Origin of the sequence: Shewanella metallivivens (assembly GCF_028750675.1) — a bacterium.
GTDB lineage: Bacteria > Pseudomonadota > Gammaproteobacteria > Enterobacterales > Shewanellaceae > Shewanella > Shewanella metallivivens.
Window position 1 is genome coordinate 150,677 of the sequence record NZ_JAQQPZ010000002.1, and the last position, 14,626, is coordinate 165,302.

Here is a 14,626-nt window from a genome sequence, read left to right on the forward strand (position 1 = left end):
TCCTCCGTTTTATCGTTAACAATATCACTTTTGATGGGCTGGATTAATTCGCTGTCACAATCCATTGAGCTTCAGCAAATCAAGGTGCATAATCACTGCAAATACAGTGATATTCTGTTATCTTAACCCTTATTTTTCACTCTTTTATGGATGTTTTCGTTTGACTCAGGAAAATAGTCTAAAAACACTCAGCGGCTTACAACGCTTGCTTGAAGGTGGTTTAATTCTTTGTTGCATGGTTGCAACCTACATTCTATTGGCGCTGTCGAGTTTTAACCCTAATGATCCGGGGTGGAGTCAGTCGCATTTTCAAGGTGAAATCCATAACTGGACAGGCGCTGTAGGTGCTTGGACGGCAGATGTGCTGTTTTATTTTTTTGGTTTTATCGCGTTTTTAATCCCAGTGATTATTGCTACAACCGGTTGGTTTATCTTCAATCGTGCCCATCGTATTTTTGAAATCGATTATTTTTCAGTAGGTTTACGTATTATTGGCTTTATGTTGATGCTTTTGGCCCTTGCGGCTTTAGTGAGCATGAATGCCGACAACATGTTTGTTTTTTCTGCGGGTGGGGTTGCTGGAGATGTAATAGGCCAAGCTATGCTGCCTTATTTTAATACCCTAGGCACCACTTTACTCTTGATGTGCTTTATTTGCGCAGGGTTTACCTTAGCCACAGGCATTAGCTGGCTTACCATTATTGAGCTCACAGGATTTGCCGCAATTTGGTGCGTTAAACGGGTGTGGAGTTTACCAAGTTTATTTAAACGTGAGCGTGAAACAGAAGACACCAAAGGTTTTATGTCCTTGGTCGACAAATTTAAACAGCGTCGTGAAGAGCTCGACGAGCTAGCACCATTAGAGGGTAATCACAATGCAGCGTCGCAGACAATAAAAGAAGCGGTTGCAAACAACGTTGACTCTGAAAATGACGATATTGCCCCCGTGGTAGAGAAAAAACGCCGCTTCTTTGGCCGCAAACCAAAAGTCGTCGACGTGTTTGAACCTCGCGACATTGACGATGAACACGTAGACAGCGATGACCGTCATGAGCCGTCGATTAAACTTGAAGACGACGACCCGACATTTGCGCCTTGGGTTGCGACCAAAGATGATGACGATGAAATCAGCTTTAATGCAAATGATGACAGCGAGATTGACGATGAAAACGCTGATGGGATAAGAGTCGACTCATTTGCTGGCGCATTTGAAAAGCCGCATTCGACAGGGGCTCTTGTTGCACAGCAGCAACCCAAGAAAGAAGCCAAAATTGTAGATGGTTTGGTGGTTATTGATGGTCAAGCACCACAAGAAAAACGCAAAATGGACCCTTTACCGAGTATCACCTTGCTCGATGTACCCGATCGTAAGAAAAACCCGATAAGTGAAGAAGAGCTTGATCAGGTTGCAAGGCTTGTTGAAACCAAGCTGGCCGATTTTAATATCATTGCCAATGTCGTTGGCGTGTACCCAGGTCCTGTGATTACCCGTTTTGAACTTGAGTTAGCACCTGGGGTAAAAGCCTCAAAAATCTCTAACCTTGCTAAAGATTTAGCCCGTTCTTTGTTAGCAGAAAACGTGCGAGTAGTAGAGGTGATTCCAGGTAAAGCCTATGTGGGGATTGAATTACCCAACAAATTCCGCGAAACCGTGTTCATGCGTGATGTGTTAGACAGCGCAGCCTTTAATGACAGTAAATCGACTCTGTCTATGGTGCTAGGCCAAGACATTGCTGGCGAACCTGTTGTAGTTGATTTGGGCAAGATGCCGCATTTATTAGTAGCAGGTACTACAGGTTCGGGTAAATCTGTAGGGGTTAACGCGATGATCACCAGCTTACTGTATAAGTCTGGGCCTGATGATGTTCGGTTTATCATGATTGACCCTAAAATGCTTGAACTGTCAGTATATGAAGGCATTCCGCATTTATTGTGTGAAGTGGTCACCGACATGAAAGAAGCCGCCAATGCACTTCGTTGGTGTGTGGGCGAAATGGAACGTCGTTACAAATTAATGTCGGCATTAGGCGTACGTAACTTAAAAGGTTACAACTACAAAATTAAAGAAGCAGCAGCTAAAGGCGAGTACATACCCGACCCATTATGGAAGTCATCTGAAAGTATGCTAGATGAAGCGCCGCCATTAGAAAAATTACCGTCAATCGTGGTAGTGGTTGATGAATTTGCCGACATGATCATGATTGTCGGTAAAAAGGTTGAAGAGCTGATTGCCCGTATTGCTCAAAAAGCGCGTGCTGCTGGCATTCACTTAATTTTAGCGACGCAGCGTCCATCGGTGGATGTCATCACCGGTTTAATTAAAGCCAACATACCAACCCGGATTGCGTTTCAGGTGTCGTCACGTATCGACTCGCGTACCATTTTAGATCAACAAGGCGCAGAGACCTTATTAGGTATGGGTGACATGTTGTATTTACCACCAGGTACCAGTGTGCCTAACCGGGTGCATGGCGCATTTATTGACGATCATGAAGTCCACAAAGTCGTTGCCGATTGGTGTGAGCGTGGCCAGCCACAATATATTGATGAAATTTTAAATGGGGTATCAGAAGGTGAGCAAGTATTGTTACCGGGTGAAACCTCAGATACCGAAGAAGAATATGACGCGCTTTATGATGATGCCGTGGCGTTTGTAACCGAAACCCGCCGAGGCTCCATTTCAAGCGTACAACGCAAATTTAAAATTGGTTATAACCGCGCCGCCCGTATTATTGAAATGATGGAAGCTCAAGGTATTGTGAGTGCACAAGGCCACAACGGTAACCGTGAAGTGTTGGCTCCGCCACCACCAAGAAGCCAATAGGAATAATGATGAAAAAACGTATTACAGTATTAGGCTTACTATTATCAGCCAGTATGTTGTCAGCCGCTGCATATGCAGACGATGCCACTGAATTACGCGCTAAGTTAGCTAAAATAGATAATTTACATGCCACCTTTACCCAACAAGTGACTGACATCAATAAAAAGCCTATTCAAAGTGGCAATGGTGTGTTTGCTTTAGCTTATCCTAATCAGTTTTATTGGCACTTAACTGAGCCAGATGAGTCGCTCATTGTGGCCGATGGCGCTAACTTATGGGTATTTAACCCGTTTGCTGAAGAGGTCACCGTAATGGACGTATCGCAAGCTGTTGATGCATCACCCATGGCATTATTGGTACATCGCGACGATGAAACATGGAACAAATATTCTGTGATGAAGCGTCAAAACAAAGCGCAATCGAGCTGTTTCGATATTCAGCCTAAGCAGTTAAACAGCAGTGTCGTTGCCGTGAGCGTGTGCTTTAACGACAGCAAGCTTACCCAATTTAACTTAACGGACGAACAAGGTAACCTCAGCCAATTTCAACTGTCGGCTCAGCGTGCAGTATTACCTGCAGAAAGTGACTTGTTCAAATTCGCCATCCCAGACAATGTTGATATTGATGACCAACGTTTAAAACAAGCAAACTAAGTGGTGGCATGGCTAATTTAGGTTTTGATTTTGCTCCAGATTTTCGTCCTTTGGCTGCACGTATGCGCCCAAGGGCGATCAGTGAATACATTGGCCAAGCTCATTTGCTTGGTGAAGGCCAGCCGCTGCGTAAGGCGCTAGAGGCTAATCGGGCCCACTCAATGTTATTGTGGGGGCCACCCGGCACCGGTAAAACCACCTTAGCAGAACTGATAGCACATTACGCAAATGCCCATGTAGAGCGCATCTCAGCTGTTACATCGGGTGTAAAAGACATTCGTGCCGCCATTGAACAAGCTAAAGCCATTGCTCAAAGCCGTGGCCAACGCACCTTATTATTTGTCGATGAAGTGCACCGTTTTAATAAAAGCCAACAAGATGCCTTTTTACCGTTTATTGAAGACGGCACGGTGATCTTTATTGGTGCCACCACTGAAAACCCCTCATTTGAAATCAATAACGCCTTATTGTCCCGTGCCCGTGTTTATTTAATCAATCGGTTAACGCCGGATGAAATCGGCTTAATTGTCAATCAAGCCTTAACGGATGTTGAGCGTGGTTTAGGTAAACGACAGTTAACTTTACCACATGACGTTGCCCAGCAACTCGCTGACATTAGTGATGGTGATGCTCGTAAAGCACTCAATTTACTTGAGCTTATGAGTGATTTAGTGAGCGATGGCGGTGAATTTACCACAGACATGCTTACTCAAGTTGCCGGCCATCAAGCGGCAGGTTATGACAAAAATGGCGATCAGTTTTATGATTTAATCTCTGCCGTGCACAAATCAGTACGAGGCTCGGCGCCAGATGCCGCACTCTACTGGTTTTGCCGAATTTTAGAAGGCGGCGGCGATGCGTTATATGTTGCCCGCCGTTTATTGGCTATTGCCTCTGAAGACATTGGTAATGCTGACCCAGTTGCCATGACCGTTGCGCTCAATGCCTGGGACTGTTATCACCGCATTGGTCCAGCAGAAGGTGAGCGCGCGATTGCACAAGCGATATTGTATTTAGCCAGTGCGCCTAAAAGTAATGCGGTATATAGCGCATTTAATCAAGCGCGTGAACTTGCTAAACAAACCGGCCATGAACCCGTACCTAACCATTTGCGCAATGCGCCGACCAAACTGATGAAAGAAATTGGCTTTGGCAAAGAATATCGTTATGCACATAATGAACCTAGTGCTTATGCGGCAGGTGAAAACTACTTCCCAGAATCTCTTCAACACAGCCAATTTTATCAGCCGACTAACCGTGGGTTTGAGAAACGCATTCAAGACAAACTGACTCAACTTAAGGAGCTTGATTTGCAAAGTGAGGTCAAACGCTATGACTAATGTGTTGCTGGTGGCGATTGGAGGCTCAATTGGTGCAGTTTTGCGCTATCTTCTGTCAATATTTATGATCCAGCTATTTGGAAGCAGTTTTCCTTTTGGTACACTGATGGTCAATATATTGGGATCGTTTTTAATGGGTGTTGTTTATGCGCTCGGGCAATTGAGTCACGTTAGCCCTGAAATTAAAGCCTTGGTAGGCGTGGGTTTATTAGGTGCGCTTACCACGTTTTCGACTTTCTCGAATGAAACCTTATTGCTGATGCAGGATGGCCTTTGGCATAAGGCTATTTTAAATGTGTTGTTGAATGTCACCTTGTGTTTATTAATGGTGTATATAGGTCAACAACTTGTATTTTCTCGCGTTTAACTAAAAAGAACTGACGACATGCTAGATCCAAAATTTTTGCGTAACGAACTCGAAGTCACCGCCGAGCGTTTAGCCACACGTGGTTTCACTCTTGATGTAGAACAATTGACCACACTTGAAGAAAAACGTAAATCACTTCAAGTTGCTACAGAAGACTTACAAGCATCGCGTAATGCGATTTCTAAGTCGATTGGCCAAGCAAAAGCACGTGGCGAAGACATTAGTTCCATTATGGCGCAAGTGGGCGATTTAGGTTCGCAGTTAGATGCGAAAAAGGCTGAGCTTGCTGAGCTTTTACAACAAATTAACTTAATCGCCATGAGCGTGCCTAACCTGCCAGACGAGTCTGTACCCGTCGGTAAAGATGAAAACGAAAACGTTGAAGTACGTCAATGGGGCACGCCTAAAACCTTCGATTTTGAAGTGAAAGACCATTTAGATCTTGGCGAAGCATTAGGCGGATTAGATTTTAAAAGTGCGGTTAAAATTACTGGTTCACGCTTTATTATTATGCGTGGTCAAATTGCCCGTTTAAACCGTGCTTTAGGTCAGTTCATGTTAGACCTACACACCACTGAACACGGCTACACAGAAGCTTACGTGCCGTTATTAGTTAACGAAGACAGCTTATTAGGAACAGGTCAATTACCTAAGTTTGGTGAAGACTTATTTCACACCAAACCGGCGACTGAAGAAGGCCAAGGTTTATCACTTATCCCTACCGCTGAAGTGCCATTAACTAACTATGTGCGCGACATGATTGTTGATGAAAGCGAACTACCAATGAAGATGACTGCATTAACGTCATGTTTCAGAAGCGAAGCGGGTTCATACGGCCGTGATACGCGTGGATTAATTCGTCAACATCAGTTTGATAAAGTTGAGTTAGTGCAAATTACACATCCAGATCACTCAATGGCAGCATTAGATGAAATTACTGCCAACGCAGAAAAAGTATTACAGTTATTGGGCTTGCCATACCGCACAGTTGTATTGTGTACTGGTGATATGGGCTTTGGTTCAAGCAAAACCTATGACATTGAAGTATGGCTTCCTGCGCAAAACACCTACCGTGAAATTTCATCGTGTTCAAACATGAAAGATTTCCAAGCGCGTAGAATGCAAGCCAGATACCGCAGTAAAGCTGACAACAAACCGGCTTTATTACACACATTAAATGGTTCAGGTTTAGCGGTTGGGCGCACGTTAGTGGCGGTACTTGAAAACTATCAAAATCAAGATGGCACCATTACTGTGCCCGAAGTTTTGCGTCCATACATGGGCGGTTTAAGCGTTATTGGTTAATGGGTTTTATGCATTGTCGTGCTTAATGAGCACGACTAATTACCCCTGTTTTGATACTTTCAGAGGACAACAAGCGGTGGCTACTGGTCAGCGTAATAACAGTAAATTTGTATCGTCTTCAATTGGGATGTTTTTTGTCTTATTGGTATTCGTATTACTTGGACAAGTGGCATTTATCGTATTAGACAACATATTTCCGCAATAATGATTACGACAGCAAAAAAGCCCGGTTAAATGATTTAACCGGGCTTTTTTTTAAAAGGAGGTTAAGTTATTCCTGTTCGATAAGCTATAAGCACTTTGCCGGTTTCGGCAGCCCAGCAATTTTAGTGGCTTGCTTGGCAGGGCCTATTGGGAACAGGGTGTAAAGGTATTTAGAGTTACCTTTATCAGCGCCCAAGCTTTGACCGATGGCTTTAACTAATACTCTAATAGCTGGGCTGGTTTTGTACTCTAGGTAAAAATTGCGTACAAACCAAATCACTTCCCAATGCTGTTCTGTGAGTTCAATGTTTTCAGTTGCCGCAATTACGGGTGCCATGGATTCTTGCCAATCGGCGACATTTTTTAAATAACCTTGATGATCAACTTCAATGTGCCGACCATTAAATTCAAAAGAGTTTACCAAGTGATGACCTTGTTATGCTTAAGTGATTGTTCTACAAAATCTGAGTAATCAATAATATGAAAAAATTCGGCTGACATATGTTCTGCAATGGCTTCAACTCGCGGCTGTAATCCCCGCGCTTGAATATCATCTTGCAACACAAATAGGTTCACCGAGGCTAAACGCTGTTGCCACTGAATTTGTAATAAGCAATTAACCGCATCACCAGCCAATAATATGCTGTCATTTGGTTGAATGTACCGTAAGCAAGTACTGAGTGCACTGTCGGTTAATGCTGACGTTTGAATATGATGTAAAATCAAAATACTAATACCTCATCAACTGCTTGCAGTGTTTTAGTTATCATATCAGCACCCACTACTTCAGCCTCAATATTCAATTCGCTGGCGTTAAGCCCTAATTGTTGCAACGAGTCGCTACACACTAAAACCGTCTCAATATCATATAATGGCAGTGCTTTTAGAGCTGATAAGTAATCCTTTGCACCTGCTTGCTCTGGGGTTTGCCCACCAAGAAGATGCAGTACCGCTTCGTCAGTAAAAATGAGACTGACCTGTTGCTCAAAGCTTGCGCTAAGCATCGCCACATCTAGGCCTTCTCGGCCACTTGTTGACCCAAAAGGTGCATGGCGAAATACAATGGCCAAAGATTTCATTATTGATCCTATCGATTTTAAAAGCTGATTAAACGATCGGCTTTTTCTATGCCAATCACTAATTCACCCAAGCCGCCCATGGAGAAATGCTCACTACTATTCCAATGGTTTTTACCGTTTTCAACGGCTTCTTGTTCAGACAGCACACCGCGACGCAGTGCAGCTGAAACGCAATTGGTTAACGGTACTTTATGCTGTTGTGCAAAGGCTTGCCATTTAGCATGCATGTCTAGTTCGTCAGACGCTGGGCAGGTGAGGGCATTACTGTTTGTTACGCCATCTTGGTAGAAAAACACATTGATAATACTATGACCATTCGCCAATACACTTTTGCAAAAGGCTAATGCCCGAAAACTGGCACTGGAGCCATAAACGCTGCCGTTTACTTGGATGATAAATTTACTCATGATAATAAAAAATGGCCCTTAATTAGGGCCATTTTATCTTAATTTGAAGGTGAACTCTATCGACGATTAATCGTCGTTGCCCATACCCATTAAATGTAAAAGACTCATAAATAAGTTTAAGAAGTCTAAAAATAATGACACAGTAGCGCGGATATAGTTAGTTTCTCCGCCATTTACGATACGGCTAGTGTCATATAAAATAAACCCGGTCATCAATAATGCAATACCCGCATTCATCGCCATGAACATGATTGAGCTTTGCACAAATAAGTTGATGACTAAAGCACCAATCATCACAAGCATACCCGCAAATAAGAACCCGCCCATAAACGAGAAGTCTTTTTTGGTAGTCAGAGCATAAGCTGATAGCGCAATAAAGATGACGGATGTTAAGCCAAGCGCTTGCATAATTAGGCCAGGACCATTTGCCATGCCAGCATAATGGTTAAGAATGTAACCCAGTGACGCACCTTCCATACCGGTAAAGGCAAATACCCAGAAAATACCCGCAGCGGTGTCAGCTTTTTTCAAGGTCACAAACAATAATACTAAACCACCAATTGATAAACCTAGCGAAGGCCAGCGACCAATTTCAAATAACATGCTTAAGCCAGCGGTTAGCGCGGCGAAAGCCAGTGTCATTGATAACAGCATATAAGTGTTTTTTAGCAGTTTATTGACTTCAGTAGTCGATAGACTTGGGGATAAAACTGATTGTTGACTCATTATCGTCTCCAGAGATTAACTCAATGATTTGTTCAGAGTGAAAACCTATTGTTTTCACTCTGACACTAAACCCAGCGTAAGCAATATTCATTAAATATAAATTAATTTATCATATCGTTTAATGCCGCTACGTTACCATAAAGTTAACGTTAATATAACCTTATCATCGTCAATGGCTTCCGTTTAGCTCAACCATTCTTTTTTAAGCTTGGGTGTATCGCCCAAATAATCCAATACCCACTGCATAGCAGGGGTCATATTGGCGTTATTCCAGGCTAAACAGCAAGCGGTATCTTGTTTTGGTTTGTCTAATTGTTTTTCAATTAATGCCCCAGCTTTAATAAACACATCAGCCAAATGGTACGGCATATAACCTACACCTAAGCCTTCACGGAAACAATTTAATGCACGGATCCAATCAGGCACCACAATGCGGCGTTGGTTATTGAGTAGCCAATTAGGCCTGTGAGCAATATTACTGGCAGTATCTTGTAAGCAAATTGATGGGTAGGGCAGTAACTCGGCATCAGTGAGTAAGTGTTCTGCTTTAGCTAAAGGATGGTTTTTACTCACCAAAAAGCTCCAAGGTATCATACCCATATCTCTAAATTTAAACACACCACCCACCGGAATGGTGGATGTTGCGCCAATTGCGATATCACTCTTGCCAGTAGACAGGGACTCCCACACACCGTTATACACTTCAAGACGAATGATTAATTCGATATCAGTAAAATGGCGATAAAAGTCGGCAATTAACACACTGATTTTGTCGGCGCGAACCATGTTATCAATAGCGATCGACAAAGAAGGGCGCCAACCATTAGCAACTTTCTGTGTGTCACGTTTAATATTGTTAAGTTTGGTGATAATTTCACGCGACTGTGCCACAAAGTGCTCACCTGCTGGCGTCAAGCTGACACTGCGATGATGACGTTCAAATAAGATAACTCCAAGGTCATCTTCAATTTGTTTTACGGCATAACTCACCGCTGAGGGGACTTTATTTAATTTATTCGCAGCGGCGGTAAAACTGCCCACTCGGGCAACTATATCTATCATTTCGAATGCTTGTTCTGAAAGCATCTCGCTATCCTTGGCATCGGTAACATTACTTGCAGTAAAGGTAAACATTAACCCCAATCAAATCAAGCAAAGTCACCGTTATTAGTTGTTCAATCACATAATGTGCTTAGCAGAATATGAGGTAATCTAATTAAAGAGTGAAGATTATTTCAACATCTTGTAAATGATAGCTAGGTGAGTGGTTACAGACTGACTTTCCCCACAAAGCGTTTTCTTTTCCCGTTTTACTTATCATTCTGAGTGTTTAATCACCACTTGAACAATTATTTTTAATTTAGCCTTTACACAAAACTTTCATTGTCATATTATTCGCCCGCTCGGAGGGATGGCAGAGTGGTCGAATGCACCGGTCTTGAAAACCGGCAACGGTTTATCCCGTTCTAGGGTTCAAATCCCTATCCCTCCGCCACATTAAATACGAAAAAAGCCGTTGATTATCAACGGCTTTTTTTGTTTCTGGCGTTTGAGGGGCTCTCCATAAGGATTGACTCAGACAATGTATCTGCTCTTTACATGAGCAGAGCACCCAACAACGTATACTTCACACGTATCTGTTTAGCCAAATATTTACGCGACAAGGGCTTTCCCTTTGACGTAAAAGTCTCCTTACTGACTCGTGACAGAGCAGAAGCGGTTATCCGCAACATTGAGGTTGCCGGAACACTCAAAAAAATCATCAAGTCTATTGACCATAAAACCCGTATTAACGACTTTATTCGCTACGTTGATGAAGTCATTAACAATCTTAGAGCTCAGTTTGATGCTGATGATTCTGATATTACGTTCAACATCACGCCGAAACCTCATTTCATCCCAATCAGAGACACTAAGTTGTCAGAGCATCGTGAAACCACAGCTGTTGCGCAAGCAAAGCCTGTTATTGGGTTAAACGAAGCATTAAGCGCATTTATTATTTCAAAACAAAAATCAGCCATCAGACCTCTATCTATTAAGCAGCTTGAGCAGCGTACTCGACATTTTATTGATACCGTATCATCAAAATCCGCTCTTAAAACCAAGTTTAAAACTGATGATAAATGTGTGCACGATATCACCAGCGCTGATGCGATGACCTATCGCGATGAGTTGCTGACTCAAGGCCGAAGCTACAAAAGCAATAAAGAATACTTAGCCGCCATATTTCAGTTCTTTAAATGGTGTCAGCTAATGAACTACTCAAATCACAACCCATTCGAAAGTGTCACCGTCGGTCAAAAACCGAAAGCCAAAGCGAATCAAGGTCGCAACCGCTGGACTGCATCTGAATTAAAACGATTAATACGCTCGACTGCATTTAACGACTCAACCGACGATTTTAAGTGGGTCACACTCAAGATGCTTTATGGCGGTTTAAGGCCATCTGAAGCGTGCCAGCTGCTATTAAGTGATATCAAGCAAGTAGATGGCGTTGACTGCATAAGCGTTGATGACAGCGGTGCAGGGCAACGAATAAAAAACATCAATGCTAAGCGCTATGTACCAATTCATAGTGCATTACTCGAACAAGGCTTTATGGCCTTTGTGACTCAACGCAAAACACAACAAATACAGCTGTTTGACTATAAACCCGTTGGAATTAACGAAGACTGGTCAAAAAACTACTGTAAACAACTCGCAAAGCTTCAAAATGAAATCGGCATGCAAGCGAATAAGCGTCCAACCGCATACGGCCTAAGACACACGTTTATTGATGAAATGAAGCAATTAGGTATCAGCGAGCATATCGTGGCGCAAATCGTTGGTCACGCTAATCCCAACATCACTTTCAGTCGTTACGGCAAAGATGTAAACGTTGCTGCATTGCTGAAGGATATTGAGAGAATTGAATATCAAATTTGATGATCGGGTAGCGTTAAGCGACAAAATTTATACTGAATTAACAACCTGTCCCAATAGGCAGCAACAGTGCCAAATGAGGCACAAACACTGCCAAAGCTGTCATTATTTCACTACAGCAGAGAGTGAAATATAATGGTATTGAAAATGGCTCACTGTCAGTGAGTGCGAAGCAAAAAACAGCCCACAATTATGTGGGACCAGTACGTAACCCGGTACGCTTGTATCCCACTTTTTGTTCCAAAAAGGTCGGATACAAGCTCGGGCAAGGGGAACCCCTTTGAACCCCAAAAGCCAAACACAGTTGAGCGCAATCGCACCCAAGCTTCACCTATGACAATAACGGTAACCGGCTCACGGGCGATGGCGTAACGTTAACCTATAACGACCAAAACAAGCCGTTAACGGTTGACCGCAATAATGTAAAAAGCACATTCAGTTACGATGCCAATGGTAACCGCTATAAACAGGTTAAGCAGCAAAACGGTAGTGTGGTATCGACCACGTATTATGTGGGCAGTTTCGAGCGTGAAGCGACCCTAAGCAGTACGGTAGATAAAACCTACATTGGTGACCACACCATTAAGATGAAAGCCCATGTGGGCAGCTTAGGTAATCAATCACCGTTCCAGCATGTGCTGCGCGACCACTTAGGCAGTGTCGATACCTTGATGGATGCCAAAACCGGAGCTGTACTGCAGCACCGTGGTTATGATGTGTTTGGTCGTCCAAGAGACATAGCATCAGGTAATACATTATTATCTGGAACTAATTGGCAAGGTGTCACTAAAGGCTATACAAATCATGAGCATTTGATTGACCAAGAGCTCATTCATATGAACGGGCGGATATACGATTTCAACATCGGCTGTTTTTTTAAGTGTTGACCCGTTTTTGCAGTTCCCAGAGAATAGTCAAAGCGCCAACCCGTATTCGTATATTTTGAATAACCCGATGAGTGGGGTTGATCCTACGGGATATATATATGAAGAATTAGATGAGGTTATATCAGGAAAGACGTTTGAGAAGCTTGAGAAAGATGAAAGTGGTAATCTCTATGTGACAGCTGATGGGGAAACTTATAAATTAACTTCAGTCTTAAATGGCGAGAAGAACTTTTCCATATCATTTGACGGTAATGGCGGCGGTACCGCGCAAGTTGGTAAAACTACAGGAACCGTTAGCCTACATAAAGGAAATAGTAGTACCAGTGGAAATGAAAGCGTTGATTTAGCAGGTTCTGGCGGTGACGAAAACCCCGGCGTAGCCAACTCTAAATCGGCCGAAAAATTTCTGCTTGAAGATGGAGAGCGTGCAGGGGAGCTGTTTTGCCAAAGCGACTGTTCCGCCAATGAGAATCTGGCTCACATTGGCGCTGCCAACCGGTATCTAGGGGCGTCAATAGCCGCCAATAGAGAAGCTAGCTGGAGAGTTTATGAGCTTGACGATGGCACATTTTCTTTTACCTATGCCAATATAGGGTCTAAAGGGAGTGCCTACGTCAGGCTGCCAACGCCGAATGAGTCGCTGAACCTTGCTAGTGCAGGACATACGCATTGGGATTCAAATGGTAACTTCAGTCCTCAAGACTGGCGGCTAATCACACAAGAAAAAAATAGAGGGTTTGGAATAAAACTTTATCTAGCAAGTAGGGATGGGAAGCTACAATACAGCACCCCGAAAATGGCTCGTAAACACGGAATTAGTCGTGGGGCAGGTTATTTCCCGCCATACAAAAACTTTTCAGGAAAAGATGTTTCGGGTTCTAACCTTTCAACATCTTGGAAATAATAGGTAATAATTATGAAAAGCTTATTCAAAATCACAATGCCTTTTCTTGTTTTGTGTAGCCCTTTTTTAGTGGCTCAAGAGCAAGAAATCGATAATAGAATGCTAGAGTCATGCGTACTTGGAAATCTACCTCAAGAAATTCAGTTTAACATGGTAGGTAACCCAATTTTTTTGAGTGGGAAGGTGTTTCCCAAAGAGAAAGCTGTTGAATTGCAGAATCAATTAGATGGTAGGTTGATTGGCTTAATTGAAAAGTCGGTATCAAGAACTAACTCTGAGTTTAATGTTGAAGCCCTTGTACTTGATGATTTGAATAGTGAGTATGTAAGCGGACTCGTTTCAAATATGGCATTGTATGCACCTGACATTTTTGGAGTGGTCTTTTGTGGGCAAAGTGAGCTTGTAGCAAATTTTATATTGGCGCAATTGTTTCAATACCTAGCTAAGGCATCAATTGGCTCTGATGAAAGGGAAGTCGATTGGCTCAAATCAAACAAAGAGGAGTTGAATGATTTGGGTGTGATTATAACTATTGTTGCCATTTATCTAGCTGGTAAGGATGAAAATAAGCTGCATAAGTTTATCGAATCTTTGGGTTAACTCTACATGTGATGATGGAGTTGACAACTCTATCATCACAGCTTCGCACCGACTTCAGCATTACTAGCAATCTTCATAAAACATAATTAAGACACCCATAATTATTTCATCGTAACTGCGACTATGACGCCGCAGATAATATCCTTGTTAAAGGCGATTACGGCAGTCAGTATCTTTACGGTAGTGTAGGCAAAGGTGCTGGCGGTAATGCAGGCCCTAACGCTATTAGGCAGTTTATCCGTGGTGGTACAAAAACCTTCACCTATGACAATAACGGTAACCGGCTCACGGGTGATGGCGTAACGTTAACCTATAACGACCAAAACAAGCCGTTAACGGTTGACCGTAATAATGTAAAAAGTACATTCAGTTACGATGCGAATGGTAACCGCTATAAACAGGTTAAAC

Annotated in this window: 16 protein-coding genes and 1 tRNA gene; 11 read left to right on the plus strand and 6 right to left on the minus strand. The window is 42.8% G+C overall.

The window, feature by feature from the left end; genetic code table 11:
* The first annotated feature begins 160 nt into the window (after positions 1-160).
* From PQR79_RS03570 to PQR79_RS03595, 6 genes are read left to right on the plus strand one after another with little or no spacing between them, the layout of a single operon-like run.
* Positions 161-2,824, plus strand: coding sequence for a DNA translocase FtsK (locus PQR79_RS03570; protein ID WP_238104090.1), 2,664 nt, complete (start codon positions 161-163; stop codon positions 2,822-2,824).
* An 8-nt stretch (positions 2,825-2,832) separates the two neighbouring features.
* Positions 2,833-3,477 carry an outer membrane lipoprotein periplasmic chaperone LolA gene (gene lolA / locus PQR79_RS03575; RefSeq protein ID WP_238104088.1) on the plus strand — a complete coding sequence of 215 codons (645 nt, stop codon included), beginning with the start codon at positions 2,833-2,835 and terminating at the stop codon, positions 3,475-3,477.
* 8 nt (positions 3,478-3,485) lie between these two features.
* The gene (locus PQR79_RS03580; protein WP_238104086.1) at positions 3,486-4,817 is read left to right on the plus strand and encodes a replication-associated recombination protein A; all 1,332 of its coding nucleotides are present in this window, start codon (positions 3,486-3,488) and stop codon (positions 4,815-4,817) included.
* Positions 4,810-5,184 carry a fluoride efflux transporter CrcB gene (gene crcB, locus PQR79_RS03585; RefSeq protein ID WP_238104085.1) on the plus strand — a complete coding sequence of 125 codons (375 nt, stop codon included), beginning with the start codon at positions 4,810-4,812 and terminating at the stop codon, positions 5,182-5,184. Before PQR79_RS03580 ends, crcB begins: the two co-directional genes overlap by 8 nt.
* Positions 5,185-5,202: 18 nt before the next feature.
* Entirely contained in the window at positions 5,203-6,489 is a 1,287-nt protein-coding gene (serS, locus tag PQR79_RS03590; protein ID WP_238104083.1) for a serine--tRNA ligase, read from the plus strand.
* A 25-nt stretch (positions 6,490-6,514) separates the two neighbouring features.
* The gene (locus tag PQR79_RS03595) at positions 6,515-6,694 is read left to right on the plus strand and encodes a hypothetical protein (protein ID WP_274408380.1); all 180 of its coding nucleotides are present in this window, start codon (positions 6,515-6,517) and stop codon (positions 6,692-6,694) included.
* Positions 6,695-6,778: 84 nt separating this feature from the next.
* Here the strand turns inward: PQR79_RS03595 and PQR79_RS03600 are convergent, their stop codons facing one another.
* The 6 genes from PQR79_RS03600 to punR all read right to left on the minus strand — a co-directional run bounded on the left by PQR79_RS03600 (position 6,779) and on the right by punR (position 9,991).
* A complete protein-coding gene (locus PQR79_RS03600) occupies positions 6,779-7,117 on the minus strand; it encodes a TusE/DsrC/DsvC family sulfur relay protein (RefSeq protein WP_238104082.1) in 339 nt (112 codons plus the stop codon).
* Positions 7,111-7,419, minus strand: coding sequence for a sulfurtransferase complex subunit TusB (tusB, locus tag PQR79_RS03605; RefSeq protein WP_238104081.1), 309 nt, complete (start codon positions 7,417-7,419; stop codon positions 7,111-7,113). The genes PQR79_RS03600 and tusB overlap by 7 nt, the downstream gene beginning before the upstream one ends.
* Positions 7,416-7,772, minus strand: a complete 357-nt coding sequence (tusC, locus tag PQR79_RS03610) for a sulfurtransferase complex subunit TusC (RefSeq protein WP_238104080.1) — start codon at positions 7,770-7,772, stop codon at positions 7,416-7,418. The genes tusB and tusC overlap by 4 nt, the downstream gene beginning before the upstream one ends.
* 17 nt (positions 7,773-7,789) lie before the next feature.
* Positions 7,790-8,179, minus strand: a complete 390-nt coding sequence (gene tusD / locus PQR79_RS03615; RefSeq protein WP_238104079.1) for a sulfurtransferase complex subunit TusD — start codon at positions 8,177-8,179, stop codon at positions 7,790-7,792.
* Positions 8,180-8,245: 66 nt separating this feature from the next.
* Positions 8,246-8,905 (minus strand): Bax inhibitor-1/YccA family protein, encoded by a 660-nt coding sequence (locus tag PQR79_RS03620; RefSeq protein WP_238104078.1) that lies wholly within the window; start codon positions 8,903-8,905, stop codon positions 8,246-8,248.
* A 183-nt stretch (positions 8,906-9,088) separates the two neighbouring features.
* Positions 9,089-9,991 (minus strand): DNA-binding transcriptional activator PunR, encoded by a 903-nt coding sequence (gene punR / locus PQR79_RS03625; protein WP_238104077.1) that lies wholly within the window; start codon positions 9,989-9,991, stop codon positions 9,089-9,091.
* 319 nt (positions 9,992-10,310) lie between these two features.
* Between punR and PQR79_RS03630 the strand changes: the two genes are divergently transcribed.
* From PQR79_RS03630 to PQR79_RS03650, 5 genes are all read left to right on the plus strand, one after another.
* A tRNA-Ser gene (locus PQR79_RS03630) sits at positions 10,311-10,400 on the plus strand.
* Between the two features lie 104 nt (positions 10,401-10,504).
* Positions 10,505-11,830 carry a tyrosine-type recombinase/integrase gene (locus tag PQR79_RS03635; protein ID WP_238104076.1) on the plus strand — a complete coding sequence of 442 codons (1,326 nt, stop codon included), beginning with the start codon at positions 10,505-10,507 and terminating at the stop codon, positions 11,828-11,830.
* A gap of 488 nt (positions 11,831-12,318) precedes the next feature.
* Entirely contained in the window at positions 12,319-12,714 is a 396-nt protein-coding gene (locus PQR79_RS03640) for a hypothetical protein (RefSeq protein ID WP_238104074.1), read from the plus strand.
* A 7-nt stretch (positions 12,715-12,721) separates the two neighbouring features.
* Positions 12,722-13,618 (plus strand): DUF4329 domain-containing protein, encoded by an 897-nt coding sequence (locus PQR79_RS03645; RefSeq protein ID WP_238104072.1) that lies wholly within the window; start codon positions 12,722-12,724, stop codon positions 13,616-13,618.
* 12 nt (positions 13,619-13,630) lie between these two features.
* Positions 13,631-14,218, plus strand: coding sequence for a hypothetical protein (locus PQR79_RS03650; RefSeq protein WP_188739820.1), 588 nt, complete (start codon positions 13,631-13,633; stop codon positions 14,216-14,218).
* The last annotated feature ends 408 nt before the right edge of the window (positions 14,219-14,626 follow it).

Excerpts from the sequence above, each read along its gene's own strand:
- lolA (WP_238104088.1), top strand. The coding sequence starts at position 2,833 with ATGAAAAAACGTATTACAGTATTAGGCTTACTATTATCAGCCAGTATG.
- PQR79_RS03620 (WP_238104078.1), bottom strand. The coding sequence starts at position 8,905 with ATGAGTCAACAATCAGTTTTATCCCCAAGTCTATCGACTACTGAAGTC.
- PQR79_RS03595 (WP_274408380.1), top strand. The coding sequence starts at position 6,515 with ATGAGCACGACTAATTACCCCTGTTTTGATACTTTCAGAGGACAACAA.
- crcB (WP_238104085.1), top strand. The coding sequence starts at position 4,810 with ATGACTAATGTGTTGCTGGTGGCGATTGGAGGCTCAATTGGTGCAGTT.
- PQR79_RS03580 (WP_238104086.1), top strand. The coding sequence starts at position 3,486 with ATGGCTAATTTAGGTTTTGATTTTGCTCCAGATTTTCGTCCTTTGGCT.
- punR (WP_238104077.1), bottom strand. The coding sequence starts at position 9,991 with ATGCTTTCAGAACAAGCATTCGAAATGATAGATATAGTTGCCCGAGTG.
- serS (WP_238104083.1), top strand. The coding sequence starts at position 5,203 with ATGCTAGATCCAAAATTTTTGCGTAACGAACTCGAAGTCACCGCCGAG.
- tusC (WP_238104080.1), bottom strand. The coding sequence starts at position 7,772 with ATGAAATCTTTGGCCATTGTATTTCGCCATGCACCTTTTGGGTCAACA.
- PQR79_RS03650 (WP_188739820.1), top strand. The coding sequence starts at position 13,631 with ATGAAAAGCTTATTCAAAATCACAATGCCTTTTCTTGTTTTGTGTAGC.
- PQR79_RS03635 (WP_238104076.1), top strand. The coding sequence starts at position 10,505 with ATGAGCAGAGCACCCAACAACGTATACTTCACACGTATCTGTTTAGCC.
- tusD (WP_238104079.1), bottom strand. The coding sequence starts at position 8,179 with ATGAGTAAATTTATCATCCAAGTAAACGGCAGCGTTTATGGCTCCAGT.